This is a genomic window from Microvirga sp. GN3, assembly GCF_055792825.1.
Genome location: NZ_JBVVAK010000318.1, coordinates 1 through 1,441, shown reverse-complemented (window position 1 = coordinate 1,441; position 1,441 = coordinate 1). Strand labels below are relative to the sequence as shown.

Genomic DNA, 1,441 nt, shown 5'->3' with positions numbered 1-1,441 from the left:
GCTTAAGCGCCGCGGATCGGCTTGCCCAGGAACATGCGGTCCCACACGGCGTTGCCTGAGAAGGCCAGCTTGGCAGGAGGGTGGCGTCGCTGTGCTGGGCCTCCGCACACGGAGACATCTCATGAGCAAACTCACAGCCTTGATGGGCTTTCTCTTCCTGGCCGTGTCGTCGGCCTGGGCGCAGACCCCTGCCCCGTCCCCGGCGCCCGGCGCTCCTCCCGCGGCCACGGGCGGAGGGATCGCAGACTACTGGTGGATCATCCTGCTGGTGATCATTGTCGCCGCCGCGATCTGGTATTTCTCCCGCAGCCGCAGGGGCGTGTAACCGGGCAGCCGGCAGGAACAGACCCATGGCATCAGGCGTTACTCAGCAGCCCTTTTGATGCTCATGACTGTCTCATCGACATGAACCCGGCTCTGCGCCGGGTTCGTTTTGACTTGGGCTGACTTGCGCCACGAGGCGCTCCAGGGATGCGGTCCCTGAGGCCGTGAGACGTGCCACTCGATTTCCATCGAAGCTCGGATGGTGCAGACCGGCTGGCTGCACTCGTCCCGCACCTCGATGACGACATCGCTGGTCTCGCCCCTTGCGAGCCGGCCTTGGCCAATCGCAGCCGCTGAGCGAGTTGCCGCTTGCACGGCGGAGTCCAGGCTGTCGAACTCAGCGCCCTCATCGTCGTGTACGACCTGTGCGCCATCCAAGATATCAAAATAGTAGCGGGCCACGGCAGTCTCCTCTTGGCCAGCACCGATGCATCAGACGTGGGTTGATGGCGGGCAGTCCGCGCCCCGGCCGAGGGTGCTGTCTGAAACCCTCAGCCGGGGCATCAGTGGAGGGGAAGCCCTCCGACACCTCCAGTGCCATTCACTAGCGACACCAGAGTAGCTGTTCGGGCAGAGCCACCGCCTGCCCGGTGCACGGCTCCTGTCGCGGTCAGGGTAAACAATTCGTGGGTGCCGGATAGCAAGGCGCTCCTCTGGCTTCATCTGGCCAGCGTCTGGTTCCTGATAGATGCAGGCCGAAATATCAGCCTTGAGTATCTCCATCGTGCGAACAGCGACATTTCAACTCGGTTGGCACACGCGATGTCAGGACGAGCGCAGTTATGGAAAGAGATCATCAATCCGTGGCCGGAATCAATCTTCTGTTAACCATACGCGCGCGACTATGCATTGCCTGATCGATCTGGGACAGCGAGCAGGTCTTTCCACGACAACAAGCGGGGCGCGCTCATGCGCCTCGTTTGGTTTCGGTACGCGTTCCAACGCAATTACGGCCTCGTAATCGCGATCACAATCGATTTGCCCAGATTGGGGGAACTGGCATGAATGTTTTGGTTTTTGCTTCCCGCAAGGGCGGTTCTGGAAAGAGCACCCTTGCTGCGCATTTGGGGAGCTATATGGCCGAGCATTCTCGGCCGACGCTCCTGATTGATGCAGA

At 61.3% G+C, this 1,441-nt stretch carries 3 protein-coding genes; 2 read left to right on the top strand and 1 reads right to left on the bottom strand.

Annotated elements, in window-relative coordinates:
- Positions 1 to 121 precede the first annotated feature (121 nt).
- The gene (locus tag ACS5Q1_RS47190) at positions 122 to 325 is read left to right on the top strand and encodes a hypothetical protein (RefSeq protein WP_036349708.1); all 204 of its coding nucleotides are present in this window, start codon (positions 122 to 124) and stop codon (positions 323 to 325) included.
- 38 nt (positions 326 to 363) lie between these two features.
- On the opposite strand, the gene ACS5Q1_RS47185 is transcribed toward ACS5Q1_RS47190, so the two are convergent.
- The gene (locus ACS5Q1_RS47185; RefSeq protein ID WP_473104673.1) at positions 364 to 726 is read right to left on the bottom strand and encodes a DUF6894 family protein; all 363 of its coding nucleotides are present in this window, start codon (positions 724 to 726) and stop codon (positions 364 to 366) included.
- Positions 727 to 1,325: 599 nt separating this feature from the next.
- On the opposite strand from ACS5Q1_RS47185, the gene ACS5Q1_RS47180 reads away from it, so the two are divergent.
- A partial coding sequence (locus ACS5Q1_RS47180; protein WP_473104676.1) for a nucleotide-binding protein occupies positions 1,326 to 1,441 on the top strand: 116 nt, incomplete at its 3' end.